This is a genomic window from Haladaptatus pallidirubidus (genome assembly GCF_020700235.1).
Lineage (GTDB): Archaea > Halobacteriota > Halobacteria > Halobacteriales > Haladaptataceae > Haladaptatus > Haladaptatus pallidirubidus.
The window spans coordinates 533,111-558,734 of record NZ_CP085302.1; the positions used below are offsets into that span (position 1 = coordinate 533,111).

A 25,624-nucleotide genomic window follows, 5' to 3' on the forward strand; every position below is an offset into this window, starting at 1 on the left:
AGAGGAGGCACAAGGCTAGCACGCAAAAATGTTAGCCGAATATAACAATTCGAACGAAATTGATTGAACCCATATCGACACTTGTTGAACTTTCTGAATATCTCAAAGCATGCTGAGCGTAGTCTCGTCATCCACTTTTCGCCGGTGATGAGGTCACTCCAGCTCGGATTCAGTGCTAATTGGCATGATAAGAATCAAAAATACCGTTGTGGTCAGTTTTTAAAATGCGTGAAATTTGTTATATATTTATAAACGGCTCGTTATCTGCGGCATCGATCGCGGTAGCCACCATTACAATATAATACCAGTATTTCAATGACACGTAGTCAAAGAAGTTCAGATTTCCAACCAGAGAATACTTAGGATTCTTGCTGCCGTGTGAGACGGTGCGATGAGCCACATTAGAATTATTGGTGTCCCTATGGATTTGGGAGCGGATAGACGGGGTGTCGATATGGGTCCCTCGGCTATTCGGGCTGCGGGCTTGTCGGAGCGACTAGACGACCTGGGGTACGACTGCGAGGAGGCGAGTGACTTAGTAGTACCAAATCCGGAAGAGGTGACTGACCCAGAAGAGCGAAAGTCGCGTACCGATCTCGACCAGAAAAAGACAAAGTATCTCCCCGAAGTTGAAGAGGTGAGTACGCAACTAGCGGATGAGGCCGAAGAGGCTATTCAAGAGAATGAGTTTCCGCTCATTCTCGGTGGTGATCATTCTATCGCTATTGGGAGTCTGAGTGGTACCTCGCGTGCAGCGAACGTCGGAGTCATCTGGTTCGATGCACACAGTGATTTCAACACACCGAAGACGACGTCCTCTGGGAACGTGCATGGAATGCCGCTTGCAGCGGCACTCGGTGTTGGGGAGTTTGAGAAACCGGAGTATGAGTGGGCACGAGCTGCGGGTATCGTTCCCGAACGAGTGGTTCTGGTTGGACTGCGTAGTGTGGATGATACAGAACGGGATGCAGTCAAGCAGAGCAATGTGACAACATTTACGATGGCTGATATCGATGAGCAAGGAATAGAAAATGTGGTCGATCAGGCACTCAAAATTGCATCCAAGAATGTCGATGGCATTCATGTGAGTTTTGATCTTGATTGGATCGATCCTACAGTAGCACCTGGTGTTGGGACACCAGTTCGTGGTGGAGCAACCTTCCGGGAAGCACGGTATGCGCTTGAAGCGGTGGCAGAGGCAAATGACCGGGATTCAATCCTTCGTTCGTTGGAGTTTGTCGAAGTGAATCCGATTTTGGATCGGGAGAATAGGACAGCGACTATCGCCGTGGAACTTGCGGAAACTGCTCTCGGGAGGAAACTTCTATGAGTTTGACTATGAAAAAGGAAGCTGACTAGTAATAGTGATTAGTAGTATCATTCAGAAAATATTGTAAATATGTTGGATTCTGGGTCGACATATTCCCAATGGCCACGATTCCATCTAACTTCATTCCAAGATCCCTCCAATTTTTTGGATATCGCAGATTCATCCGGTACCCAATAATAAAGTTTCCGGTCATCGTTGTGATAATAGATGTTTAGTGGTTTGGGAAGGAGTGGCGGTCCTCGTTCCCACACTTCTGCACCTTTCATAGGGCTCCATTTTCTATTTGGTTTTTTATACTCGTAAGATCTAAGGTTTTTAGAGTATCGAACCGGATACCACTTTTTATTCTTTCGATGGAGGTACTGAAGATTATTATTAAACAGGAGCATTCTTGGTGAATCCCATCGGATAAGAACCGGAAGAGCAATTGCCAATTTGTATCCTTGTCTAATAGCAAATGTATGCGGGTCAAAATCGAGGTCGTCAATGTCAAAATCTAGAAGAAGGTCAATAAAACTTGGATCGTCCGGGATAGTTATTTCTCCATAATCGGGACTGTAACGTATACCCGGGGCCCCTTCGTATTGAACGTCGCCAATGTTTACTCTCGTCATCGTTCTTCACCCCCATTCCTGTAATACGTTTGAATACATAATAGGATTTACGTATCCAGTAAAAAACCGGTTAGGTCAAAGAGTTAGTATTCAATGGATAAACGCCGGCGTAGATGCTTATCTGGACAGTGCTAAATGTTCGGAACTTTGGCTGTAATTATAATTACATTAGGTTGTGTGATTTCGATAAGGTACGGAATCACATACTCATCGCTATCTTCTTGACGTCGACTTCACGAACCTGTCATCGCTGTTGGCGACAGCGGGTACGTTTGGCCCCTCTACGTAGTTCGCAGTGACCGCTCGATAGGTTGCAGACGCGGTTGGTGAATAGGGTGAATTTCTTCCCTTTGATTTATCAAGTTTCGATGAAAGAACCCAGTATGACTTTGGACGCCAGCATCGTCAACAAAGAACTGGCAGACCTCCTCTGGAGTCTCTACGGGAAGGCAATCGACCAAATCGAGCAGATTCCACTTGAGTACAAGCGTGAGTTTGTCAAGCATGAGAACGGGAGAAAGATGCCTGTGATCAAGCCCCGGTATCAAAGTCTGATGATGCCCGCGGGGCCCTGGCGAGAGTACGATGAGGCAGAAGAGATCGTCGCCAATCTTATCGAATGCGACTACTTCCCTGCCTCGGAGGAAGAGATTGAGGACGAAAACAATCCCGTGAGAGGACGAATCTACAATGATGTCATCGACTGGCTGTGGCAGTCCTACCTCGAACATTCGGACGTAATCGGCGAGCACAACAGAGAGGCCTTCCTCGACGTCTTCCAGGACTTCGAAGCGTATCACCGGTCGGACAGCGTCCCGTTCGTCGCCAAGGCATTCCTTGCAAACTTCTCCCTCGATGAGGGCGAGGAGGTCGAGATTCATCCGAACCTCCGGATACGGGATATCTCGGTCGATGACTTGAATTGGCTTCTAGAGAACGAAGACTCCCTGGAGTCAGTATTTGGTCCCAGAGGCGTGGTTGGCGTTATTGAGTGTGAATACGACCATGATAAGACGAGGGTCGGGACAATGGACTATCCAAAGGGTATATTCCAAAAGGTAGTAACCGCCCTTCGGCTGTTCAAGCCTCGCACGACACCCGGGATCGTATATTCCTATGCGGAACCGACGCCGAAGTACACCGGCGGTCAGACTGTCGACTCTGCCATCGCTCGGTCCTCAGACAAAATCTTCTACAATTCGTGCGAACTGTCCAAGTCAGAGTGCGACGACTTCGCCGAGTTCTACAACAGGAACCAGCAGTTGATCCGAACCGAGTCAAACGATGGCGAGTACTCTCGCCCACTCCGCAGGTTCAATGAAATGTACCAGAAACCCGCCGTCGAGGACTGTATAGTCGACTGCGCTATCGCGATGGAGGGGACGCTCCTCGAACCGATCCAGAGTTCGTCGTTCACGTTTCGACTTGGGCTCCGAGGTGGGATTCTTCTGGACGACCGCCTGCCGTACTCCCGGAGCGAGATGCGCTCCTTTCTTGAGACGCTGTACTTCGTCCGTGGGGAAATCGTCCACTCCGACTTCCAGATGGAACGCATCCTGGACAAAATCGAGAATCACGCCAATTACGAACTCGCTATACTCGACTCACCGACCGAACGTGAGTACGTTCAGGAGGCTCGAGTGTTCCTTGCAGCTGTATTACGGGAGTACATGGAAGCCAATGTCGCCCACGATATCAGTATTGCTGACGTCAATCGGAAAATGGACGAAGCTGCTCGCAATGTGACCTATACCCCCTAATGCTCTCTCGTAGAATCCTTAAAGCTATTCAACCAATTGGCCACACACCCTTCATCAGCTTGGCCAGTCCGGAATCCGGACTTATAGAACGACCTCACTATTGATACCTCGACCACATTATCGTTATTTACATGTCCGTGATGATACGACACCAGTATCAGCAATAAAATAAAATATTTGCCAGAATATCGTTGTTATCAGGCGAAATCTCTTTCCTACTCCAGGGTGAAGAATTGAACTGACCTTTGGCGTGTCTGAATAGTGTCACCAATAGATAGCTACTATTTGCGTCTCAATCTGGAGGGCATCGACATCTATTGTCCCTTCCACACTACTCACGGAATGATGTTCCTCGAATATCATGTGGTCTGTAACTTTGGCTTCTTCTTCTTTCGAGAGGGAAACACCGTGATTTCGCAGATACGTAGCATATTCAGTATAAAATTCAATCAATTCTGTCCCTCCAGATAGAGAATGTGCCGGGACTTCATTTTCAATCATATATTCCGTCATGAAAGTCCGATGAAAATCGTCTCCCACACCATCAATTCCCGCTTGCTCATCAAATTCAGTAAGTGCATCTGTCCAATCATCCAGATCCACATCGCCACTATATTGCTCTGTCGCCTCCTCTCTGGCGAGGGCCGCCGCACGCCCCATAAATCGAGTTACGAGCTGAGCAAGTGGTGGAGAAACTGTTTCGAGTTTCTGTGCTAAACTTAGCGGATGCCACGACTCCTCTTCGTAAATCTCTTCGACGCGACAGAACACGGTGTATTCTTCCTCATCAAACAAAGCATCAGGAACATCTTGCCAGAGCTTCATGGCGTTCAATTGACCCACGATATAGAGTGGTTTCCCGTCAGAATCGTTCGGCTCTTCAGGCTGAATTCTCCCATCCTTCACCTGGTAGTCGAGAACACGTCCACTCACCGGAATCTCCGTCCCAAACATAGACTCGATAAGTTCCAGTACATCTTCGTCTTCTGGACCAACTGCCTCGGGAATATTCTCTTGGAGATACATCATTACCTTATAAAACCGATACAGATAGTGCGTCTCCAACTCAACATCAACCCGAAGAATTTCCCCTCGGGTTACTTCTGATATATCTACCCCAGTCTCCTCGTCAGAATCGATGAGACCCACATCTTCGTCGTGCCGCCGATGCTGGTCTAACTGATCAAAGAGAGACTGAATAGCGTAATTGTGCACCACTTCGGATGAGCTCTCCCCCATCGCCACCTTTTCGCCCTCTATCTTCGCACCTACTCCAGAAATACTCGCATTCACACCACCAGCAACACGCTTCGTTGACTGACTCCCAATTTGTTCAATCCGTTCCTGCTTAATTGCCCCTTCAATAGACGCTAGAAGACTCACCACACTATCTCGATCCAGATAGACGAACTCCCGAAACTCCCTCTCGTACTCACGGTCGTCTGCTTTAATGTCACGCTCTTTGTTGCCGGACTCCCCAGCAGCGTTATTCTCTACCGACTCTACACTTGGAGATTGTTCATCCCCGTTCTCTCTACCCAGCAGTCCGGATATCCGGTCTCTCAGTCCCATTAGTTTGCGCCCTCCTCAGCTTCTTGTTCTCGACGTCGTTGTGCCTCCTTATTGTTGATTTGAGCCTGCACCCGTTCATAGGCGCGTTCAACGTCCATCCGATGAATCGTCGGGTTCTCCCCTTTGTCTCGATCTTCCTTCAGCAGAATCTCCCCAATCTCTTCAAACAACGATTCAATATGAGCACCTGTCCACCCATTTGTCTTCTCAACAAGGTTATCAAGAGAGACCTCATCAGCGAAATCAACAGCGGGCTTGTGGATCTCTAGAATTTCTCGTCGGCCTTCGCGTGACGGGCGGGGGAATTCGATTTCTCGTCCAAATCGACCAGGACGCCGGAGTGCTGGATCGATTGCGCCTATCAAATTGGTCGTCCCGATGACCACCACTCGGCCGCGGTCCTCAATGCCATCCATTAGTGACAGTAATTGACCAACAGTACGGCGACCAGCATCCATTGTCTTGTCTCGTCGCGGTGCCATAGAATCGATTTCGTCAAAGAAAATGATTGCTGGCGGGTTTTCCTGAGCATTCTTGAAGAGCCCACGAAGCTTCCGTTCCGTCCCCCCAACCAACTCATGAGATAGCTCTGGTCCTCTGATGCTGTAGAAAGACGCGTTTTCAACTTGATTTGCGACGATTTTTGCCAGATATGTCTTTCCAGTCCCTGACGGACCATAAAACAGCACACCTTTCGGGGCATCCATCCCAACGTCTTCGAACCGCTCTGGTTCCTTGAGTGGAATTTCCACTTTGTATTTCACTTCCTCAACAACCTCATCCATCCCACCGAAATCCGCATATTCCTTATCTGGGACGTTCTCTGGTTCAAGATCAGACGAATCCGTCCCACTCATGTCCTGTAGCAAACTTTCCCTATCGTCATCATCAAAGTTAACGATATCTTCCTCAATCACCTTATAGAATTCTCCCAGATTCGTTAGCAAAACACCATCGCCAGGTGAGACTTCCTCATCCGGATTGGGAAGTATTCGCTTCCCACTCTCCGTCTGCATTAGAAGATACTCATCAGTCTTTTTCTCTACGAGTGCTTGCTGTCCGACTGGCTCATCCTCACGTGCAAATCTGACCGCCTTATCCCTCATGATGTGAGATTCAACTTCAACGAAGTCACCAGGGGTTACTTGACGCGAAACCTCATTCCGAACCAAAATAATCTGACTGTCCTCATTTACCAATAGCTCCTGATCCTCTACAGCTAGCACCTTCAGCACTCGGTCATTTCCCATATTCCCTTATTTCTCGTTCACTACTTATGATATCTTTGCCATTATCCAACCCCCGTCACTACAATATAAAACTCGGATGGTTTATCCGGAGAAAGATCCATTCCCCAAGGGCAGACGTTATAGGTAGAAAACGGTCTTTTCTTATTCCACTCTCCAGAATCGAATTGTGTACTAGTTGAATAGTATCAAATAAATATTTATTAATTTTCAATGGATAGAAATCGGTTCGATATGATTGTCTGAAATATATTTTAATATAGAAATATGAGATATTAGGATTTGATTCTTATTTTTTGATCATAAGTGATTCTTTCGCAAATTTCCGTCTTAGAGGCAAGAGTGAGCGCGACGAGCAGGGACGGTTAGCGGAGCAAACGAGCGATGATATTCTTTGGATGATTTGTGATTCCGAGTTTCCGGCTTAAGCTGCTCGGCGGGTCGCAGATATGGTTGTAATGGAACGGTCTGATCGAGATAGATTCGTATCGGTCCTATTGAGATTTATACACTATACTGCTATGAAGAATTCGGACGCCTGTTACATTCAGGTTCTACCAAGTGTTTAAGGCTAAATAGCGATGAAATTGTGTATGGGAGATTACGAAAACCTCCCCGGTCCCAATCCATCCACTTTAGAGACCGTCGATTACGTCCCTGAAGGGATAATGCCGGTTGCTCTGCGAGTGACATACTCCACTGATTCCGTTACGGACTACGTCAATCTCAAGCGATCTGGCCGGCAGTGCACGTTAGAGTTAGGAGACCCGCTATTTGGAATCGTTCGGAAAGCTGGCGAGATAAATGATTTAATTGGAGAACTCACTGATGCGTTGGCTGCAATTGGGTTGGGGAGTATCGTTTCTCATTTCTCTTCAGCCGTCGCTGAATACTTTAATTCGCTACTCCACGTGCCTGCACTCCCGGGAACAATTGGTCTGAGCACAGTCGTATACGTTCTGAAAAAGATGTATGATGCGGATCTGTTGATGCTCGGGTACATCCACCAAGCGCCAATCGAAGAATTACCGAGCTGGCTGGGATTGCTTGATGAGGCAGACCGGAACCCGGAAATCACCCTCGACTAACGTCACCGGCCCTGAAGCTTCTCAGAAACAAAGGCTGGACGTTCGAGATGCTTGACCGGCAGCTGACAGAGGATGAAGATGCACCCAATCAGAAGCTTTATCCCTTGAAAACCCGGAGGACGCAAACCCACCGATATCCAGCGACCCACCCGAGGATACGGTGCAATCGATGTTTGCTGATTCGAATGAGGTGCTGGTATCGTTTGACCCAGAGGTCTTAGAATGGTACTCGTCAGTCGTGATTCCACTACCACAACACGAACTGTTCGAGTACCTATTGAACGAACTCATGGAGGAACTCGGGGGAATTACTGAAGACGAGGTTGTCCGTGTAGCGGGGCGAATCCAGAATGAGGAGTCACAGGTTTGGATGGAATCGATGGCAATCTCCGAGGCCCAGGTCGCTACCTATGCTACAGAGACTGGTAGAAGATTGACGCTTGATGTTTCCCTCCCGAGCGAGCAGAGCGTAGTGGAAAATGTCAGACGGTGGTTGGAGAACGCAGAGGACTGGGGTTCCGATTGAAGACTTCAATTTGCAATGATGCTATCGGGCTAGAACTGATGACGAACGCAATTTCGTGCTATATAGGATGTAGCTAGCCGAGAGCGGGGAGCAAGTGGATGTTCGGTGGCGTGATTTACGACCCATCTGATTGTGTGACGGAGACGGTGGCAGGTTTCTCATAGAAAAACCTAGTAATTGAAGTATCGCAGATTCGTTCTGTAGTTCAGAAGACACTCGTGGTAGTGCAAATCTGGAGGTATCGATGGTAGGAAACCCAGTAGTGGGTAACCCTGATGGCCATGACTACAATATTCTCCACATGCCGGGATACCGGCAAGCTCAGGACGCTCCTGAGTGCATCTGCTATGCGCTCTGGATGGCGAGCCATTACGTTGCGAACGAGTATCCCGACAAAGAGGTTCGCGACAGAACGAATCCACCCAAGTTGGACTTGATCGAGGAGTATATCGAAATCGGCGATTTGGGGTGGGAAGACGTGAGCCAGAAACCGCTCACCGGTCTCTCCTCCGAAGTCGCTAGCCTCAAATTCCAACTCGAATGCCGATACAACGGCCTTCCACAGAGCATCGATGAGTTTGCTGCTAAAGGGTTAGACCAGCTGCTCCCAACCATTGTCTGGGTTGACAGAGTACTGCTCAACACCGGAAAGCGAGGGGAGGGCCCGATGCACGCTGTCGTAGTGTGTGGGGCTGGTGAGTCGCATATTACGATTGAGGATCCGCTCGTGGACGGAACTACAACGCTAGAAATAGAAAAGTTAGAAGAAGCTTGGGACCCAGAGTTTAATACGGCTATAGAAGTTAAACTGAGGAACGGACTGGAACCTACACGGAGGGACGAACTATGAGCACCAAGGAAACCACGGCAGTCAGCGAGGATGAAGCCCGCCGTGTAGCGATGGAAGCGATCCGGTTCAACCTTGGTACGTACCTTCGTCTGGATGACGGCGAGTTCGACGAAGACGAACTTGAATATACGTTCCCGATTACCCTCAGATCGCCGAAACTGATTCTTGACGAGAACAAAGAGAACGCAGTTGCGCTTCGGTTCTTAGACCCCATTCACGTTGGGGATGTCACTGTAGACGCGTCTACGAAGGACGTTGACCACCCAACGTCGAAGCAGGTGAAAGCCAAGTTGGAAGAGTACGAAAAAGAGTTGAATGAGGCGGTACAGAAGGCTCTTGTTCGTGCGTCCGGCAGTAGCCTTTCCCATCTCCCATTCCCGGAAAACCAGTACGCACCAATTCAAGACCTCCTCTCAGAGGTCATCCTGAACGACGAGATCGATGTTGATGCGATCCGGACGATGGATAGCTATGAAGATGGAGAGAAGTACCAGCAGCATATCGATAGTCTGGTTGAACTTGACCTACTGAAGCGCGGGAACGTAACGCTCCGAAGTGGTGACGTTTTAAACACCATCCAGGAGAAGGACAAGTTCGAGGGTCAGAAGATAGAAACGCATCAGGACGAGCTCAATGCGGCGCTGGGTCGGTATTTCCAACACAACGTTGGTGAGTTCGACATGATCAAGCGAACACTTGGTCCGTATCTTGCGCTAGCTGGGTTCTACTACCAGCGTGCACTCACGCTAGGTGAGCTTCCGATAATCAAGGAAAATGACCTCCGAGATGGAATTAAACTCGAATATAGTGGACGAGAACGCCGGAAGAAGCTCTTCAAGATGTCCCGATATCTCATCCAACTGGAAGACGTTGGTGTCTTGAACTCCGTCTACCAGAATGGAGAACGATATTGGGTGGGCGATGACACCACGTTCACGCAACTGCAAGCGACTGCGGATCAGCTAGGGCCGGTGACAGAGTTATTCAGTCCGTCCCTGAGTGAGCAGCAAACGTTCGGGAGTTTGTCAGACTGATTGATGCTAGGGCTTCTAACGTGGATTGGGTTAGGCATCTTTTCGCTTACGCTCGCGTATGATTTCTGGTCAGAGTGGCTCGGCCCACGGTTGTTATCTCGGTCGTGGTTTCCTGGGGAGCCTAACTTACCGCCTGTTGCAGGGGATGTTGATGAACCCACGCCAGAGAATTACGGGCGGGTGATGTTGGCTGGGTATTTCACTGGTGCTGCGCTCCTGTTAATCGGCCTTTTGGATGCATCCTCGGTAGAGCCGGCGTGTCTGCCGTATGCTGATGTCGTGAAAACGTACGGGATGGCCGTTCTCTCGCTCACGACAATTTTTATGTGGTTTTCGGAGGGGCAAAACGTTGTGATTCCTTATCATAAGGGTGTGCGATACACGGTGGGGGTGTTGACGGTGATCATTCCGTTATACATGGCTGGATGCGGTTCGGGAATGTTGTGACCTTTGAAGCTAGGTTATCTGGGTAGAGTCTCCGGTAATACACCTAGAATGAGGGAGAACGATAAACAAGGTGTAGAAAATTGGGTAGAATTATTTGCCATACCCGATGAGTTGGTGTATGGTTGATTTAGAGTCGCAATTGTTCCAAGGGCACGCTAAAAAATACCAGGTTCAAAGAACTTTCGAGGAGTGTAACGGGTGTGGTACAGTATATGAGGAGCGACCATTTCTCGGCTGTAAGGAGTGTGAATCAGGTTCAATGTTCAATTCTAAGGATTTAAAGGTTGATGCGGGAGATTGTTCGATTTGTGGTCAAGAAGTGGTGTATACGCGGGATAATCGCGTGAACACCGAGTATCACATATTTGGATATCTGTGTTATGATTGTGAAAATGCTCTGGAAGTGCGGTTTGATGGATCTTTTTTCGAACCTAGTGATTTTCTTCAAAGTAGTATGGGAGAAGGGTTCAAAGCAACTCCTGTTGATTCAGATGAAAAAGAGACCGTTGCGTGGATGTTTTCGTTACAGACAAAGGTTGAGGACGTTGGTTTCTGGAGTTATCAGCCTGATGAATCCAGGGTTTGGTTGGCGAGCGTCGATAACACATATTGTGGGTATGTGAGTTTAAACAGCGAAAATACATTGAATCAAATATGGGTTGATAAAGGTTACAGAAGGAAGGGTATTGCAACGAAGTTGGTCAAATACCTTTGCGAGAACGTACTTACACAACAAGACAAGTTTGCCACCAGCCAAACCACAGACAAGGGGAGAAAATTCTTTCAGTCTATCGTTGACGATGAGGAAGTTTTCGGAAAAGACCTCTTATGAGTTTTATGGTCATTTGAGACAAGCTTCGTCCATCATCTTGACAGTGAGGCGGTCGGGCCTTTGCCGAGGTAGTTGTTGAGGAGGGTACGCCATAGGTTCACCTACCCCATTGCAGGATGGCTTATAATTCGGGGTACCTATGTCACCGATGGTCAGAGTCACCAGTCGAATCGTGATAGCTCGATTACCTAAGCGGTCAAGTGTAGAAGACGAAAATAGATTCACATCGATACCACTCTGGTTCGTCAACACGTGACTTAAATCTCCACATAAGTCCCCTTCGACGAGGAGTCTTACAACCACGAGATGGATGATTACGGTTCTTGTACGTATGTTCAGCTCTCGGTGTCTTCTTCTCGTGGATCATTTACGAGCTCGTACAACCCAGTCGGTTCATGAACTTGCTGGATGTACTTCCCAGCGAGTAGCGCGTTCAATTGAGTATGAATTGTCTGACGAGAGATATCTGTCTCATCCGCCAGATAACCTGGTGTCGCGCGACCTTCTTTTAACACGTCCAATATCTTTTCCGTAGATTTTGTGACCTTGATCGCCATCCTCTGACTGTTCATTCATTCACCTCGTCTTTAGTAGTATTGCAATACAATTAGACAACACGGAAGTTTACTAATTGTAAGGACAGTTAGTAAATTATAAGAATCCACGGTATGTACTATGAAGTAGAGAAGCGCGGGATGCCAGGAAATCTGGCCGGTGTTAGAGCCACCGACCGCGCTTCTGCACTCCACAGAAGCATGACTAGCAATACCCTTTCCGTAGAAAAACGCATCGACTACCAACCACCCTTTTCTGGAGGACAGCACTAATGGCGTCCTTCGACGAGAAACCCAACGGCGGGCTGCTCTCACTCGAGGCCCAATTCGGCACGAAAACCTTCCACCCCGTCAAACGCCTTGAACCCACACCCGAAACTGCCGCTCAGGACCCCGACCAACCCACGCCCGACACCGACGAGCCAATCACGCGAGCGTACCTTGTCGAACTCCGCGTGGGCTTCCAAACCCGAACCAAGACCAGTGGCCAAAAGCCCTACCTGTACTGCATCTACGCCACCCCAGACTGCCAGCAATTCTTCGAACGCCGACTCCCGATCGAGTACGGCGAGGAGGGCTTCCAGATTCCCGAGGACACCGACACCTACCGCTCGGTCGCCACCACCAAAACGGGCAATCCGAAGCTCCCTTCGACACCACCGGGCGAAACCCACGCCGAAACCCGCGCATACTACCAGCGTATCCTCGCTCGGTGCTACGACATCGACGCCACTACCCACACCACACCAACTGAGGTGCGTGCGTAGATGTCGCCCACTGAACGCCCTTCTCAGAGAGCGACAGCCATCGACGGTGATGAGCAATGACCCGCACGTCCACCTCAATCACCCCCGAGGAGTTCGAGAACACATTCGAACGCTGTCCGCACTGTGGAACCTACGCGGTGCAAATTACCGACTCCCATCACTGTAACAGCCAGTTCACAAGCAACCTCACTGACGCCGAACGCGACCAGCGCATCGCTGCCGACCCGTATCCTTCCGATGAGACGGTCGCGATCGTCGATCAATTTGTCGGCGACGCCTTCGCCTATCACGAACTCGACGCAGACGACGACCCGCACTGTACGCTGCAGACCGACAATCCACTCGCGTATTGCACTCGTACAGAGGCACAAGACGACCAGTACGCACCCTGCCAACTCTGTCAGCGCCTTCGGCAGAAACGGGAGGCCGACCGATGACCGACCAAGACGCCATTCTCGCGTTGGCGTGTGCAGACCCAATCCAGATCCACACTCAAAAGCGCACGCTCACAGGCGTCGTCTATCAGTGTGACCATTCGGAACCCGAACTCACCTGCCGAGGCCCCGAGCCCGGTGAGCACGTCCTGTACGTCGCCACACTGACTCATGACCTGTACCGACTGCAGTACGCCTACTACAACGAGATCGAACACACCAAAACCACACTCGAGCACTACGATCTCTCGGCGAACGGTCGCTACACCTGGCTTCGGACGGGTGCGCAGGTCGAGTGCATCACCAACCCCACGGGAGGTGAGCAAGCGTGAGTACCCACGAGCACTCGATCATTCCCAAGCCACTGAATCCACGCAGTGCCGACACACTTGTCCAACAACTCTCGCCCGGTGATCGTGTTCGCATTACGACGACCGACTTGCCACGGACAATTCTCACTGTCAGAGAAACACACCCCGTAACGAGTCAGGCACCACAGCTCGTCCTGACGGCTCCGCCGATCACTACCACGGCACAGGACGCTCGCCAGCAAGCCACCTACCACTGCACGGCCAGCCACCCCGAGTCGCCGATGACTGTTCTCGAGTACACCCACACCGCCACTGACACGACCGCTCGTTGTATCGGTTCACTCACTACGATTGCGCACTTCCCCCGGCTCTCAACGCCAACAGACGCCACTGCGGCCACAGCGGAGGTGCCTGTCGATGAGTAACACCACGACTTCCGGAGCTTCCGGTAGTGCCCCCAGCGTAACTAATGAGCACGAGCAAAGCACCGAGCATACCGACTGGAAACAACCTCGAATACACGTTGGTGGATGTGGCTCTCCAACGGGAGGTGCGGACTGATGGCGATTGGTCAATCCTCGGAAGCAGTCGACGAACAGGCGGTTTCGGACGACGCGTTTGCGGAAATGATGGGAATTGAACTCGAAGCTGATGAGCAGACGCTAGCAAGGCCTGCAACTGACGACGACTCTCTTCCGACTCGCGAGGAACTATGGGCAGTCGTCAAACAGCAGTCGAAACAACTCGAGCAGCAACACACCCACATCAACCAACTCACCGAGCGCGTCAGTGAGCTAGAAGACGATCAGGAGAAGGCAACCCAATCGCGACAGGATTTGGCGAAGAATACGACCGAAGCGAAAGATGACGCCGAGAAGGCGCGTGAAATCGCAAAGTCCGCCAGCGCGACCGCCAACCAACTCAAAGCCGATATCGACGACAGCAACGACGAGACGGCCGCTGCTCCCGAAGTTGAAGAATCCTCCTCACCGCTAGATTTCTTCGCGAACTGTACCCAGTACAAGGTCAAACAGATGTTCAGTGAGAAAAATAAGAAGAACGCATTTCGAGCGATCGTGGTCGCCAAGCGCTGGGACGAATTCGCGACGCGACGAGCAGATGGCTCAGGCGTCTTCTGGACGCGTGCAGATCTGAAAGAGGCACTGACCGCCATCGAAGGCGAGAAACCACACGGCACGACTGTCACCCGCGTCTGGGAGAAGCTTGTCGAGCTGGGTGGTCACGATGTTACCGAAGCGACTCGCCAGATCAGTCGGCGGCAAGAGAAGAAAGAGATCATCGCCATGGAGCACGAGGCTGCTGAACGATTACTCGAAAGTCGGTACGTTGGTCTTGATCTGCTTGAGACGACGGACGAAAAAACGATCACGGGTGGCGTCACACCCGTTGTGACCAGGGGTGAGAGGTCGACGGTGTGAGAACGCCACGATAGTCGACGATTTGGACGGACGTGACGTGTAGGCGCGGGTTGGTTGCGGCTGAACCGCGTTCCTCACGTTCCTGACGCACTCGTCCTCAGTCACAACCAAGAAAGAAGCCCTTTTGTTTCAGTAGTAGTGTAGTAGTAGCTTACGTCTAAACGGTGGTCTCGTTCATAGTGGCGGTCACACCGGGTGTGACTGGTCAAGGTGGAATATGGTTGCAAGCTGGTTGTCGTTCACGTGGTTCGGAGGTGGTCGGGACTCGGCTCGTAGACCTCGCCTCTCTGTTTGAGTCGCTCGAGTTCGTACGTGGCAAGTGGTTTGGGGAGACCGTGTGTTTCAGTAGCGACTGTGTAGTACTCCGCGACTGGGGCACCTTCGTCGTATTCTACCTCAAGGTCGGCGATGAGTTGTTTCATGTTGGAACGGCCACCACTGTAGAAGTCCGCGATGTGGTCGGATCGGCAGGCTCGTAGCGTGTTAGTCGATGGTTCATACACCTCGCCCAGTTGTTTCAGTTGATGAATCGCCTTCTCGGCAGAGGACTGGTCGTAGCTAGGGTCATCGAACTGACGAAGCACAGTGTTGATATCAGCGGGAAAAATGCAGCACTAGCTGTAGTCAGAGTTGTCTTGCGATTATCCTCGGAAATTATAGCTATCCAGTCAATAAATAATTAATTCAAATACTACTACAGTACGATTGTTGGACCGTACGCGGATTTCCAATCGTTCGCAACGATTGAGCAATGTGACCTAAATAGTGAAAAACTCAAATTATTCAGAAAAACAGCCTGAACTCTCGATGATTACTCCATATTCCACTGAATGATCTGTTTTGCTCCGGAGTCAGTGTACGTTAACTGGACTGCCACGCCAAGAGAAGAGACTGTTTCTTTTGGCACTTCAAAAGCAACGGTCGTGGATGCCGAGCCACCAGATTTCACCGAGGATGAGACGAACTGTTGCCATTGCTTAGCGGCTGGTTCAGCTACATCGTACTGTTTGTTGTCGGCTTGTATCGATGCTGTCGTCCCTTCAGGAAGCGACTGAGACGACTCTGCGGAGTTTTTCGCCTCGAATGTCGCGAGCACGAACGTCTTTCCATCACCCGATTCCGTTGTCGTTCCATTGTGTTTGTACGAGTCAGACACATCGCCTTTCGTGACCGCAACTTCAAGACTGTTCCCCACATTGACGTACTGTTGAAAAGCAACTGTGCGTGTCTCTCCCTTTGTTGTGGTTGATTCCGACGTCGTCGTTTCACTTGTTGTTTCGTCTGTCGTTTCACTCTTCGTGGTTTCGCTCTCTGTTGTTGTCTCCGTCGTCTTGTCGGTTGTTTTTGTCGTCGATTGATCCGACGTGGTTGTCGTCGACGTGGTATCGTTCCCGCTGGATGAACATCCTGCGAGAAGAACTGCGCTCGTCGTGCTTGCGATAAACGTGCGGCGTTTCATAGTATTTTGGCGGTTTTTAGGCGAGGTATATTTCTTTATTGGCCATTTCGATATCATTTTGGTAAAATTCCAAAATAATATCGAAGGGATGGATTTGCTGGAAATTTATCTGATAGTGGTGATCGTAATCTCGTCCGTAGCTGTCTTCCCCGAGTTATCGGTTACTCGAAGCGTAACGGGATAGTTTTTACATTTGGGGACAGACAGCTTTGTGGTTTGCCCACTTTCCTCAAAGGATCCATCGGCATCGAGATCCCATTCGTACTTCACGACATCACCATCTGGATCCTTTGATGCGGATGCATCAAGTGTAACCGTGTCGCCCCGTTCGAGCGAGCCGTCGCTGACATTCTGTGGCGTCGTTTGGATCCGCGCGACAGGCGACTGGTTCTTCTCGTCATCATTGTCGCCTTCCTCTTTGTTTTCCTCGTCGTTGTTTTGACCGTCGTCTTCGTTGTCGCCACCCTCATCCTCGTCGCCCGAACTGGTGAGCAATTCTTCTTCGACGAGTTGTTGAACGAGTTTGGTATGCCATTGAACGCGCTTGTCAAGCGCTGTCTCCTTGGATGTTACCTCCGCGAGGAAAGAGACAGCACTGGTATCGCGTGCGGCCTTGTGGGTCAACAGCCCGTCTAAGCCGTCGTCCGGTGGAGAAAACGCCCCAACCGAGAATTCGTAACCGTCGCGGGACACGTAGTTTTCGTTCAGATAGTCGGTGGCCTTTTTTGCATCGTTGGAGGCGGCTTCGTCCCATGACGTGAAGACAACCTGCCCGACACCGCCAATCATATCACCGTCGTAGATTCCGACCGATTCGTGAAGGTCAATTACAACATCCGGTTCGTACTCTTCGACAACGCCCCAAATTTCGCGGGCAAGATCCGTTGTGGGTTCCTCACCAGAGGGGAATTGCCGGTTCAAATCAACGCCATCATCCGCAGTGCGCCCATCTTCGGCGACAGCCTCTGCATTCGCCTTTGGAATCGTCACCAGCGTTCCGCGTTCAATCGTCCACTGCTTGATGCTTTCAGTGGCGACATACCCTGCTTCCTCGTTGCCGTGCATTCCGCCGACGACAAGTGCAGTTGGTCCAGATTCGCTCGCTGTCGTTACGTATACGTCAGTCGCCTTCTCGGTGCCGCTCATGAGCGTGAACGAATTGCGTGAGAGATCAGATCCGTTTTGACTGCTCACTTGGGTCGTCCCGAGTCCTAAGAGTCCTGTACATCCAGCAGCTGTTAAGAACGTACGTCGTGTGAAGGTCATCGCTACACATGAGGGTGTCGAAAGCCTAGGTTATCTTTTTTTGGATTTTACCACAATTATGTTGGATGATTTTCCAATATGGAAATGATAAATGGTATATAATACAGAAAGTATGGTGGTTTCTAATCATCTGTTCATCACTTCTTTGGCGGGAGTGCCGTTATCGAGTACTTAATTCGGTCACTGGAAATTATAGTAATAGACTTGGCGTGATGTTGTTCGTAGTGCCGGCGATAACAGGAGATGACAACTCTAACGGGGCTCAGCTCCGACGGCCTTGGTTTTCTTCATCTGTACTTTCAACTGAGCTATTCACGCTGATTATTGACCTGTGCCCGGATCTCATTATCGGACTGCCACACGTGCACTACGGTGGAGTGCGTCATTTTCTGCGAAACAGAGGGGGTCGCGTTCGCGATCCGCCTCTATTACAATGGTATAATTGACGACTCCCACTAGCTCGAGGACGGCCTGAGTGAGGACGTGCCGACATGGTCCGAGCCGACGAGTCAGCATCTGGATATCGTCCCCGTCATCTGTTAGGACGGGCGTGACAAATAGGAAGGATTGATTTGTCGGATAGACATTAACTTGATGAGCCAGAACGGTCTTTACTAGATTCAACGGTTTAGGTGCTTGTGGCGAGCGAGACAAACGCGAACGGGGAAACGGGGAAACTTGTCGTGGGAACATTCTTGACACTCGATGGAGTGATGCAGGCACCAAGAGGTCCGGACGAGGACCGTGACGGTGGCTTCGACCATGGTGGGTGGTCGGTCAACTACTGGGATGAAAAGATGGGCGAGGTCATGGACGGTCAGTTTGCAGAGACTGACGCGTTGCTGCTCGGCAGAAAAACGTACGAGATCTTCGCTGCGCATTGGCCTAATGTCGATGCGGAGGACGACCCCGCGGCGGAGAAACTGAACAGTATGCCCAAGTACGTTGCCTCCAGAACCCTCGATGCGGTAGAATGGAACAACTCAACACTTCTCTCGGGCGATGTCGCCGAGGCCGTCGAGGACCTCAAGAAGGAACGCGGGGACGTGATCATAGTGCAGGGGAGCCACGATCTGATCCAGACGCTGCTTGCACACGATCTCGTCGACGAGTTCTGGCTCTGGATCTTCCCCTTAGTCTTGGGAGACGGAAAGCGGTTGTTCGAGGACGGAACGATTCCAGCAGCCCTTGAGCTGACGACTGCCGAGACATCAAGTACGGGAGTTCAGATGCTCCGATTTGACCGAGCAGGAGAGATCGATTACGGCTCGTTCGCGCTGGATGATGGGGTAGAGTGATTGTACTAGCATTCGAATCACGCAACGAGACAAACGTAATCCAGTCGTAGAGGGCTTTGTCTTTGAGTCGGATCTCTATCTGCTCGGGAATCTCCGATGTAAACCCGCGGTTGTACCGAATGACCGACGAAAGATCATCATCAGCTCTTCAGACACGACAACTCTGCTGTACCAGAGAAACCACTCATATCCGACTATTTACTTCGTCCGCGCCGAGAGAATAACTGGGCAACTTTCTCAATGGGATTAGACTCTGAGAGTACAGACCGAGTATAGTAGTGGCCTGCCGTAAGGATGGAGAAGACAGACAAAATGGTTGGGATGATTAGTTGAGACGACAATTGTGACACAAGTGGGAGCTGAAGCAATTTAGCACCCAACAGACTCGTGCTGAACAGCGTCCCACCGAGATAATACCGTTCCCATCGGTGATTCAACGCATTGTCCGTGGAAGATTCGGATGAGTCCTGTGGAACGGTGTCAAACAGGTACGGATCAAATTGGTCAGCACGGGGCGTTCGTTTGATTGTTCCTCGATCCTGGTCGTACTCAATGATGCCTTCTTTATCTAGGGTTGGGAGATGAGTTTGATACAGTGAAATGTAGGCACGTTGGCGTTCTTTCGAAGATAATTCAACCACCGACATCTCGTTCTCCCAGGCTGCGACTTGCTCGGCAAGATCGCGCAACGAAACGGAGCCTGTTCGCCCGTGGAGGTACTGCAAGGTCAAACGACGGCGCTGTACCTGTAAGATATGAAAAATCGTATCCTTTGACAGTGGTTGAGACGACGCGGTGTCTTCGGGTGACGAGGTAGCGTCACCAGCGGAGTCAGCCGGCTTGGAGGATGCGCTCATGAGTTCGATGAGTTCAAGCACGATGGTAATATGAAGGTATTGGCCGTCCACATTTCAGCGTTGAGCCGCGAATTAGAGCGTGAAACCGCCAATAGCGACAGATATCAAGGCTGGATAAACTAAAACAAACAAAACGAAAATTTACTACATAGAATGAAATTTGGTAATTTTGAATCTACTACGGTAGTCTAATCACATATATCGAGAGTAGTAGCTCAGTTGCAGAATCGGAAATAGTCGGAGCAGTCTGGCGATTAGAATCGAACGTGACTAGTCGATTGGTCAATGGGAAATTAATTCGGAGATCACCACAGTCCGATTCGGGCCCGGTGCGCGGATTTATGACCGAACGAGTATAGTAGTGACCGACTGTATTGATGATCGTCACCAGTAGAATCATCGGGAGGATTAATCAAGATGCCAGGGATGAGGTGCGAGAGTTCTTCTAGGAACAGAGCAGATTCTATTCAATAGAATGATGTCGACAATCAGTTTCCACACCAATGAAACACGAGATCGAAGTGTATCTTCTTTTCTCCAAAGGATAGTACAAAAGAGACTGCTTGAATGATGGATTCCACACCCAACGATACAACCATCGAGACCGACGTCGTTGTTGTTGGCGCAGGACCAGCCGGGTGTGTCCTCAGCTATCTGCTGGCGCGAAGTGGAGTCGAGACGATCTTGCTCGAACGTCAGCGGAGTCTTGAGCGCGAGTTCCGTGGCTTTCTGTTCCAACCACTGGTATTGCGCGTGTTCGACCAAATGGATGTGTTGGACCGTGTTCTCACGCTAGAGCATACCAAAGTCCATGATATTGCAGTTGACGTCTATGATCAATCCTATCCGATAATGTCACTCGAAGCGGCACCTGGACCGTACAATTACGCCTTATTAATGGAGCAACCACCGTTGCTTCAGGCGCTTATCGATGAGGCGTCGCAATTCGACTCGTTTACCTACCGCAATGGAACGGCAGCAACGGATCTGGTCCGTGAAGGGAATCAAGTCGTCGGCGTCGAAGCTACCGATCGGGAACACGACGAATCCGTTGCAATTCGCAGCCGTCTCGTCGTTGGTGCTGACGGCCGATATTCGACGATTCGGAACGCGGCTGGCATCGACCCAGGACTGTTTGAGTCCTCTCTCGAACTGCTCTGGTTCAAACTTCCCGCGACGGCTATTGACGACCCGGTATTGGCGAAAGTCGGCTCCACCGGTGCACTGCTCTCGTTTGGGCTCGGGAGGGACGAGGCACAATTAGGCTGGCCTATCGAGAAGGGATCATACCCGCAAGTACGAGAACGAGGCATCGAACAGTTACACGAACAACTCGTCGCCATCGATCCGAGTCTTGCCACTGTCCTTCCAGAGCACCTCACTGACTTCGAACAATGCTCGTTGCTACATATCGAACCAGGCATCAGTGACGAATGGAGGCGTGATGGACTATTGCTCGTCGGTGATGCCGCTCACGTTGCGTCCCCAGTGGGTGGTCAAGGAAATGGGATGGCGATCCAAGATGCAGTGGCCGCCCATTCGGTGATCATGACCGCACTGAATCAGACCACAGGTTCACTCCCTGCCGAATCACTCAGAAAGTACGAATCCATCCGACGACCGGCAGTCGAAGCGGTCGTGCGATTCCAGCGCCGAGCCGAGCGACCGTTCTCTACGTTCGTCAAATTCGGCAACATCGTTCCAGATGGGATGAAGCGTCCGCTACTGCGGTCGCTCTTCTGGGGAATCTCCCGGACGCCGCTCCCGAAACGGGCACGAGACACATTCATGTGGGGTCCAGCGCCGATCGGTGTTGATACAGGCTATTTGATGGACGTCCCTCAAGAGAGATGAAGATAATCAACACTGACCACGACAGAGGTATCCCGACAGTCGTTATACTCTCTAAAGCAACAAGCCAAAAACTTCCTCGGAGCGAAAACTGACAACCGCGTCATAAGATCTGTGAGAGCAACTGCTGAATGAAGAGTTGCCTCGAACCAAGAGCAGAGATGGCAACGAATTTAGATGCTTAAATAGCCATTGGATTTAACTATGTCGCTTGCTACCAATTGATAATGAATTGGGGAGTCACACCTGAGAGCGAAATCCGCCGTCTTCTGGCTGAGCCACGCCATCAAGCAATACTGACTCTTCTCCGTAATTCCGATGAACCACTCCATGTTTCCGAACTTGCCGACCGAATTGTCACTCGTCATATCACCATATTGGATTCAGATGAATACGAAAAGAAGGTTGAGCGAGTTCTCATCTCACTCCACCACAATTACCTGCCGAAACTCGCTGACGCAGGGTTAGTCGAATATGATCGCGATGAAAATCTTGTAAGCGAGAGTGGCGATACGACCGTTGATACTACGTGGCTATCTGGGGAGGAAATCGACAAGCTGCTACCTGAAACTCAAACTGGAACGAGGCCAGATGAAAACGCGATTGGACTGATCGAGGAGCGAGAGAACGTCATTGAATATGGCCAATCATTGGCTGATGAGGCCGATGAAGAGTTGTTTTGTATGTATGTTTCCGACGACTTACTCGAAGAGGAATGCATTCATCGCGCAGAAGACGCCATCGAACGCGGCGTCGATATCTATCTTGGTTCACGGAACCAAAATGTCCGTGATATCGTCCGCCAAAACCTTCCAGAAGCAACCCTCTGGGAACCACAATCTGACTGGATGAGAATACCACCAAAAAGCTCAAACGTTGGCCGACTTATGCTCGCCGATCGCCAAAAAGTCATGCTTGCACTTTTGGACGAGGAAAACACCAGTGGGATGCCCACTGAGACCGCCATGATCGGGAGTGGGTTGAACAATCCTTTGGTTGTCCTCGTTCGTGATTTATTAGGTTCACGACTGGATCATCTTGATTATCAGAGTGATGATTTTCGAAGCCGACTTCCATTTGAACCATGACTAAGCCATATATCACCGACGGTGGATCAGATATCGATCGATCAAACCGAGACTATAAGTTTACATACTGTATCGAGGATGGTCAATTACCGAGTATCGCTGTCGTGAGGGCAGTTGCAGCAATCACAAATACACCTTCGACTAGTCTCGATCCACTACACGACGTAATTGATCCTGATCTTCTAGATCGGGTCTTTACTGAAACGAGGGATACGGTGAGAGCAAGAATGTCATTTGCATTCAATGGGTGTGAGGTCACAGTCTCTCGTAACGAAGTCTCTGTGGTAAAAGATGAGACAGAGGAGTGATTTCCAGCTAATCAACTCTCGCCATCTTCTGATACCGAGATGAATATTGCACAGACGAACGACGTAATGGTCGCACGGTTGGGCTATCGAGAAGTCGCAACGCATTACGGCTGTGCGTACAAGAACGACGGGTATCGGGTGATGGAAGAGATGGCTGAACGGGTACCCGGTGTGACTTACAAGGAGTCACGAACGCTGTCGATCGACGACGCAATGGGCGTCGGTGGGCATCATATCGAAATCACGTTCGCCCATCCCGATTTAGCCGGATGGATGCGAGCCCACGAAGCCAACGCGGAACGAAACGGAGGGCGCTGATTATAGTGTTGTAATCACGGGGGTTCGTCGAACCCCCTCTTGAGCCACGCCACCACACGAGATTCACACCGCGTTGGCGGTGACACATGGTGGTACTAATGTGTTGGTTACGGTGGAGTACGTCTTTTTTCTGCGTCATTTTCTGCGAAACGGAGGGGGTCGCTATCGCGATCCCCTCTATTACAATGTTGTAACCGGCATCTAGTGCTTCGTGACTTCACCACCGGGTCTATAGGACGAGTCTACAAACGTGAATGCGAATGACAGCACCAAAATCAGGAGAGCTAGTTGGCAGATAGTCAAAGCAATACCATTCGTATGGTCGATTGGAAGTAGACGCTCCCTTATCTCGAACAAGAAGTTCTTGCGAAGCGGTACTGAGTACCTTCAGCCGGTGAATGCCCTCACTAATGAATTGAGTATGAGTAACGAAAGTAAACAGCAGTGCTAAAACCACCGTTCAAATACTCACTCAACAAGGAGCGGTAATTATACTCCTATGACAGTGGCTATACAGGGCTGCTAACCATAAATAGCAGCGAGATAACAAAGCCGAAGAAGAGAGAGTAGCCTGTATAATGGTGGACTCTGTCTTGTTGGCCTCAATCGCCGCTCACCGAGGAGAGTGACATGAAGATATTCACTGAACAAATGAACGATTCAATGAGCCGAACTGAACTTTCACGAGATCAGGTGTTCGAGTTGTTGAAGAGTTTGCGGCGTCGATATGCAGTTCACTATCTACGACGAGAAAATTGCACTGTCGACTTGGCCGATGTGACTGACCACGTTGCTGCATGGGAATACAATACCACTCCTGCAGACCTCCTCAACGAACAGCGAAAACGGGTCTATATTTCGCTGTACCAGACCCACATTCCGGCACTCGCCAATGCCGGAGTCATAGATTACAACCCAGAGACCAGGGAAATACAGCCGACGAACCGTATACAAATATTTGACGACTATCTGAACGTGTTCACTAGGCCAATACGTCCATGGAATCGCTATTATTGTGGACTCGCACTGGGAAGTGTACTCCTTTTCACGGGGATCTGGATTCAGTTCTATCCAGTAGCTATCTTATCCTGGTTTGTAGCGTTACTTGGTGTCCTGACTGCATACGGAATATTGGCGGCTACCCATTATTGGTATGCGCAAAACACAATCCCAGATACACCACCAGAACTCCACTCTACCGACGATTAAAACCGATCATCGTAAAACAGCTGTTATTCTATAGATGAAACTGAGTGTAAAGAGGAGTCATTCGTCAAACTATATTTCCATCGCAAGTAGCTAACTTCTCGTATGAGTACGCTCGCGGATGAGACCATCGAGAAATTTGAGGAGGTGATGAGCGCCGTCAAATCCATCCTTGATGAAGCCAACTAGAGTATACACTATGTCCGCACCGACACCAGATACGGATGAGTGCCCACTGTGTGGAAAATCGTACGACCAACAACTCGTGATTGGACAGGGACTCCGATGGGAGGATCTCTTCCCAGGGACTGTGTTCGACTTTTTCACACGGTATCCTCGCCGCTGTACCGCCCGATATGACGTAGAAGCCGACACGCATCTTCCCGAGCAGAAACGAGCGATCTACTTTCACACGGGACAATCGGATTCACCGTTCGCTCGGCAATGAAAGGTAGACAGAGACGCAGGCCATTCAATCTTAGTCAGATGTTGGAGGGACAAGTCCCTGTGACACAAGCCAGTCATGAACCTTGGGGATTACAACGGGATTCCCGATAAGACGAGTCGTGTCTTGCTCATCAACGGCCGTGATCATGAATCGCTGTTCAAGCTCGTCACGGCAGTCATCCAGTGCTCCTGTCGGCAGCACAATCTGGGTATTATCGCGAAACCAACTGGCATCGGTCACTCTTTGAGTGACTATAATACGTACAAATGACGTCACCGATCCATAGTACAGTAGGTGAATTATTTCATCCAGCCTAGAAACACGCAGAGCGATCTCAAAATCGGGTTATGAAACGTCGAAGACGACGATTTTGGCCGACCCACAGATCGGACACTGCTGATCGGTGGCCTCCAGTGTCGTCCCACAGTTCCGGCACTCATAGACGAGGCCATCCTCGTCAGTTAACCACCGCTGCACTGCAGTGGAAAGTGACATAGCCAATGTCCTTCCCCATCCAACATAATAAGAATTCGGTTTCGTATTGGCCCTGTAATAAAACGATTGCACCATGAAAAGGCAAATGGGCGCTCTCACCAGCCCAAACGAACAAGAGAATCAATTCCCCACATTAAATGGGGTGATAACATACCACAGTGTGAATCTCATACATCTCTGTGGGCGAGAGAAGCCCTCTCATTAGGGGGCTTTGTGACCAGATTT

29 protein-coding genes are annotated in these 25,624 nt (G+C 50.2%); 19 read left to right on the top strand and 10 right to left on the bottom strand.

What is annotated here, in order from left to right; all coding sequences use genetic code 11:
- The first annotated feature begins 391 nt into the window (after positions 1 to 391).
- Positions 392 to 1,330, top strand: coding sequence for an arginase (rocF, locus tag LIX15_RS23575; RefSeq protein WP_227777225.1), 939 nt, complete (start codon positions 392 to 394; stop codon positions 1,328 to 1,330).
- Between the two features lie 47 nt (positions 1,331 to 1,377).
- Here rocF and LIX15_RS23580 read toward each other — a convergent pair whose 3' ends face one another.
- Positions 1,378 to 1,944: a hypothetical protein gene (locus tag LIX15_RS23580; protein WP_227777226.1), complete on the bottom strand. Its 567-nt coding sequence runs from the start codon at positions 1,942 to 1,944 to the stop codon at positions 1,378 to 1,380.
- 383 nt (positions 1,945 to 2,327) lie between these two features.
- On the opposite strand from LIX15_RS23580, the gene LIX15_RS23585 reads away from it, so the two are divergent.
- On the top strand, positions 2,328 to 3,704 hold the full coding sequence (locus LIX15_RS23585; protein WP_227777227.1) for a hypothetical protein: 1,377 nt from the start codon (positions 2,328 to 2,330) through the stop codon (positions 3,702 to 3,704).
- A gap of 264 nt (positions 3,705 to 3,968) precedes the next feature.
- Here LIX15_RS23585 and LIX15_RS23590 read toward each other — a convergent pair whose 3' ends face one another.
- Both LIX15_RS23590 and LIX15_RS23595 read right to left on the bottom strand, forming a co-directional pair.
- Positions 3,969 to 5,276: a DUF6414 family protein gene (locus LIX15_RS23590; protein WP_227777228.1), complete on the bottom strand. Its 1,308-nt coding sequence runs from the start codon at positions 5,274 to 5,276 to the stop codon at positions 3,969 to 3,971.
- Positions 5,276 to 6,526: an ATP-binding protein gene (locus LIX15_RS23595; protein WP_227777229.1), complete on the bottom strand. Its 1,251-nt coding sequence runs from the start codon at positions 6,524 to 6,526 to the stop codon at positions 5,276 to 5,278. The genes LIX15_RS23590 and LIX15_RS23595 overlap by 1 nt, the downstream gene beginning before the upstream one ends.
- A gap of 590 nt (positions 6,527 to 7,116) precedes the next feature.
- Between LIX15_RS23595 and LIX15_RS23600 the strand changes: the two genes are divergently transcribed.
- The 5 genes from LIX15_RS23600 (at position 7,117) to LIX15_RS23620 (ending at position 11,300) form a co-directional block, all read left to right on the top strand.
- On the top strand, positions 7,117 to 7,611 hold the full coding sequence (locus tag LIX15_RS23600) for a hypothetical protein (RefSeq protein ID WP_227777230.1): 495 nt from the start codon (positions 7,117 to 7,119) through the stop codon (positions 7,609 to 7,611).
- Positions 7,612 to 7,780: 169 nt separating this feature from the next.
- Positions 7,781 to 8,137: a hypothetical protein gene (locus LIX15_RS23605; protein WP_227777231.1), complete on the top strand. Its 357-nt coding sequence runs from the start codon at positions 7,781 to 7,783 to the stop codon at positions 8,135 to 8,137.
- 244 nt (positions 8,138 to 8,381) lie between these two features.
- The gene (locus LIX15_RS23610) at positions 8,382 to 8,987 is read left to right on the top strand and encodes a cysteine peptidase family C39 domain-containing protein (RefSeq protein ID WP_227777232.1); all 606 of its coding nucleotides are present in this window, start codon (positions 8,382 to 8,384) and stop codon (positions 8,985 to 8,987) included.
- The gene (locus tag LIX15_RS23615; protein WP_227777233.1) at positions 8,984 to 10,021 is read left to right on the top strand and encodes a hypothetical protein; all 1,038 of its coding nucleotides are present in this window, start codon (positions 8,984 to 8,986) and stop codon (positions 10,019 to 10,021) included. Before LIX15_RS23610 ends, LIX15_RS23615 begins: the two co-directional genes overlap by 4 nt.
- A gap of 565 nt (positions 10,022 to 10,586) precedes the next feature.
- Positions 10,587 to 11,300 carry a GNAT family N-acetyltransferase gene (locus LIX15_RS23620; RefSeq protein ID WP_227777234.1) on the top strand — a complete coding sequence of 238 codons (714 nt, stop codon included), beginning with the start codon at positions 10,587 to 10,589 and terminating at the stop codon, positions 11,298 to 11,300.
- A 335-nt stretch (positions 11,301 to 11,635) separates the two neighbouring features.
- On the opposite strand, the gene LIX15_RS23625 is transcribed toward LIX15_RS23620, so the two are convergent.
- A complete protein-coding gene (locus LIX15_RS23625; protein ID WP_227777235.1) occupies positions 11,636 to 11,872 on the bottom strand; it encodes a MarR family transcriptional regulator in 237 nt (78 codons plus the stop codon).
- 254 nt (positions 11,873 to 12,126) lie between these two features.
- On the opposite strand from LIX15_RS23625, the gene LIX15_RS23630 reads away from it, so the two are divergent.
- The 5 genes from LIX15_RS23630 to LIX15_RS23650 all read left to right on the top strand — a co-directional run bounded on the left by LIX15_RS23630 (position 12,127) and on the right by LIX15_RS23650 (position 14,805).
- On the top strand, positions 12,127 to 12,621 hold the full coding sequence (locus LIX15_RS23630) for a hypothetical protein (protein WP_227777236.1): 495 nt from the start codon (positions 12,127 to 12,129) through the stop codon (positions 12,619 to 12,621).
- 56 nt (positions 12,622 to 12,677) lie between these two features.
- Positions 12,678 to 13,058, top strand: a complete 381-nt coding sequence (locus tag LIX15_RS23635; RefSeq protein ID WP_227777237.1) for a hypothetical protein — start codon at positions 12,678 to 12,680, stop codon at positions 13,056 to 13,058.
- On the top strand, positions 13,055 to 13,387 hold the full coding sequence (locus LIX15_RS23640; RefSeq protein WP_227777238.1) for a hypothetical protein: 333 nt from the start codon (positions 13,055 to 13,057) through the stop codon (positions 13,385 to 13,387). The genes LIX15_RS23635 and LIX15_RS23640 overlap by 4 nt, the downstream gene beginning before the upstream one ends.
- A complete protein-coding gene (locus LIX15_RS23645; RefSeq protein ID WP_227777239.1) occupies positions 13,384 to 13,791 on the top strand; it encodes a hypothetical protein in 408 nt (135 codons plus the stop codon). The genes LIX15_RS23640 and LIX15_RS23645 overlap by 4 nt, the downstream gene beginning before the upstream one ends.
- A 135-nt stretch (positions 13,792 to 13,926) precedes the next feature.
- Entirely contained in the window at positions 13,927 to 14,805 is an 879-nt protein-coding gene (locus tag LIX15_RS23650; RefSeq protein WP_227777240.1) for a hypothetical protein, read from the top strand.
- Between the two features lie 239 nt (positions 14,806 to 15,044).
- Here the strand turns inward: LIX15_RS23650 and LIX15_RS23655 are convergent, their stop codons facing one another.
- From LIX15_RS23655 to LIX15_RS23665, 3 genes are all read right to left on the bottom strand, one after another.
- Positions 15,045 to 15,389: a hypothetical protein gene (locus LIX15_RS23655; RefSeq protein ID WP_227777241.1), complete on the bottom strand. Its 345-nt coding sequence runs from the start codon at positions 15,387 to 15,389 to the stop codon at positions 15,045 to 15,047.
- Positions 15,390 to 15,616: 227 nt separating this feature from the next.
- A complete protein-coding gene (locus LIX15_RS23660; protein WP_227777242.1) occupies positions 15,617 to 16,264 on the bottom strand; it encodes a DUF4352 domain-containing protein in 648 nt (215 codons plus the stop codon).
- Between the two features lie 105 nt (positions 16,265 to 16,369).
- Complete coding sequence (locus LIX15_RS23665) at positions 16,370 to 17,458, bottom strand: PKD domain-containing protein (protein WP_227777243.1); 1,089 nt, start codon at positions 17,456 to 17,458, stop codon at positions 16,370 to 16,372.
- Between the two features lie 710 nt (positions 17,459 to 18,168).
- Between LIX15_RS23665 and LIX15_RS23670 the strand changes: the two genes are divergently transcribed.
- Positions 18,169 to 18,828 (top strand): dihydrofolate reductase family protein, encoded by a 660-nt coding sequence (locus LIX15_RS23670; RefSeq protein ID WP_227777244.1) that lies wholly within the window; start codon positions 18,169 to 18,171, stop codon positions 18,826 to 18,828.
- A 194-nt stretch (positions 18,829 to 19,022) separates the two neighbouring features.
- Here LIX15_RS23670 and LIX15_RS23675 read toward each other — a convergent pair whose 3' ends face one another.
- On the bottom strand, positions 19,023 to 19,736 hold the full coding sequence (locus tag LIX15_RS23675) for a DUF7344 domain-containing protein (RefSeq protein ID WP_227777245.1): 714 nt from the start codon (positions 19,734 to 19,736) through the stop codon (positions 19,023 to 19,025).
- 516 nt (positions 19,737 to 20,252) lie between these two features.
- Between LIX15_RS23675 and LIX15_RS23680 the strand changes: the two genes are divergently transcribed.
- From LIX15_RS23680 to LIX15_RS23705, 6 genes are all read left to right on the top strand, one after another.
- A complete protein-coding gene (locus tag LIX15_RS23680) occupies positions 20,253 to 21,539 on the top strand; it encodes an FAD-dependent oxidoreductase (protein WP_227777246.1) in 1,287 nt (428 codons plus the stop codon).
- A 224-nt stretch (positions 21,540 to 21,763) separates the two neighbouring features.
- Entirely contained in the window at positions 21,764 to 22,624 is an 861-nt protein-coding gene (locus tag LIX15_RS23685; RefSeq protein WP_227777247.1) for a DUF7344 domain-containing protein, read from the top strand.
- Complete coding sequence (locus LIX15_RS33400) at positions 22,621 to 22,932, top strand: HalOD1 output domain-containing protein (RefSeq protein WP_227777248.1); 312 nt, start codon at positions 22,621 to 22,623, stop codon at positions 22,930 to 22,932. Before LIX15_RS23685 ends, LIX15_RS33400 begins: the two co-directional genes overlap by 4 nt.
- Positions 22,933 to 22,971: 39 nt before the next feature.
- A complete protein-coding gene (locus LIX15_RS23695) occupies positions 22,972 to 23,250 on the top strand; it encodes a hypothetical protein (protein WP_227777249.1) in 279 nt (92 codons plus the stop codon).
- A 663-nt stretch (positions 23,251 to 23,913) separates the two neighbouring features.
- Positions 23,914 to 24,459, top strand: a complete 546-nt coding sequence (locus LIX15_RS23700; protein WP_425556737.1) for a DUF7344 domain-containing protein — start codon at positions 23,914 to 23,916, stop codon at positions 24,457 to 24,459.
- Positions 24,460 to 24,655: 196 nt separating this feature from the next.
- Complete coding sequence (locus tag LIX15_RS23705) at positions 24,656 to 24,904, top strand: hypothetical protein (RefSeq protein ID WP_227777251.1); 249 nt, start codon at positions 24,656 to 24,658, stop codon at positions 24,902 to 24,904.
- A gap of 30 nt (positions 24,905 to 24,934) precedes the next feature.
- Here LIX15_RS23705 and LIX15_RS23710 read toward each other — a convergent pair whose 3' ends face one another.
- Positions 24,935 to 25,180: a VNG_1110C family protein gene (locus LIX15_RS23710; protein WP_425556736.1), complete on the bottom strand. Its 246-nt coding sequence runs from the start codon at positions 25,178 to 25,180 to the stop codon at positions 24,935 to 24,937.
- A gap of 69 nt (positions 25,181 to 25,249) precedes the next feature.
- Positions 25,250 to 25,399, bottom strand: a complete 150-nt coding sequence (locus tag LIX15_RS23715) for a zinc-ribbon domain-containing protein (protein WP_227777253.1) — start codon at positions 25,397 to 25,399, stop codon at positions 25,250 to 25,252.
- Positions 25,400 to 25,624: the final 225 nt, after the last annotated feature.